General features: G+C 71.1%; 2 protein-coding genes. One reads left to right on the plus strand and one right to left on the minus strand.

All coding sequences use genetic code 11. The annotated features are described in order from the left end of the window. The coding region (locus AB8Z75_RS34845) for a ribose-5-phosphate isomerase (RefSeq protein WP_369209134.1) at positions 1 to 483 on the minus strand (483 nt) is incomplete at its 3' end. A 220-nt stretch (positions 484 to 703) separates the two neighbouring features. Between AB8Z75_RS34845 and AB8Z75_RS34850 the strand changes: the two genes are divergently transcribed. Next, the coding region (locus AB8Z75_RS34850) for an amino acid permease (RefSeq protein WP_369209136.1) at positions 704 to 1,117 on the plus strand (414 nt) is incomplete at its 3' end.

A 1,117-nucleotide genomic window follows, 5' to 3' on the forward strand; every position in this document is an offset into this window, starting at 1 on the left:
GGCCTGCGGGTGGTGGGCGGGGATGGGGGGCAGCTCACCGGTGCGCTCGTAGTCGGCGAGCATGCCGATGCGGCGCCGGTGGCGCTCGCCCTGCGAGAAGGAGGTGTTCAGGAACGTCTCGACGAAGGAGACGGCCTCCTCGGCGGTGTGCATCCGGGCGCCGACGCTGACGAGGTTGGCGTCGTTGTGCTCGCGGGCCAGCGCGGCGGTCTCGGCGGACCAGGCCAGGGCGCAGCGCGCGCCGGGGACCTTGTTGGCGGCCATCTGCTCGCCGTTGCCGGAACCGCCGATGACGACACCGAGGGAGCCGCTGTCGGCGACCGTGCGTTCGGCGGCACGGAGGCAGAACGGAGGGTAGTCGTCTTCGGCGTCGAAGAGGTGGGGGCCGCAGTCGACGGGCTCGTGGCCCGCGGACTTCAGCCACTCGACGAGGTGGTTCTTCAGTTCGTAACCGGCATGGTCGGAGCCGAGGTACACGCGCATACCGAGAGTGTGTCATCCCCGCGGGGCGCGGCCCCGCGCAGGGCGGCCGAGGCGGCACGGTATGTCACGCCGGTGACCGTACGCGGTGGCCGCTGCCCGTTGCGTCGCCGTTCGCTGTTGCGCGGGCAACAATCCGGATTCGTCTCTTCCGTTGTGGGCAGCACGAGCTCTTACATGTGAACGCTCGTTAAAGACGACCCCACGAGGAGCCGGCTGCCCCATGAGTTCTCAGCAGACCCCGCGTACGCCGGGGGAGCCGCCGCAGAAGCCGCCGCCCCGGGCCGCCGAGGCCGCGCAGGACGGCGACGGCCTCCAGGCAGGCCTCAAGAACCGCCATCTGTCCATGATCGCCATCGGCGGCGTCATCGGCGCCGGCCTGTTCGTCGGCTCCAAGGCCGGCATCGCCGACGCCGGACCCGGCATCCTGCTCTCCTACGCGCTGGCCGGGCTGCTGGTCGTCCTGGTGATGCGGATGCTCGGCGAGATGGCCGCCGCCGACCCGGCCTCCGGGTCGTTCTCCACCTACGCCGACCGAGCGCTGGGCCGCTGGGCCGGGTTCACCATCGGCTGGCTGTACTGGTTCTTCTGGGCCGTCGTGCTCGCCGTGGAGGCGACGGCCCAGAAGAACCAGTAC

This window comes from Streptomyces sp. PU-14G (assembly GCF_041028275.1).
In the GTDB taxonomy this organism is placed as follows: domain Bacteria; phylum Actinomycetota; class Actinomycetes; order Streptomycetales; family Streptomycetaceae; genus Streptomyces.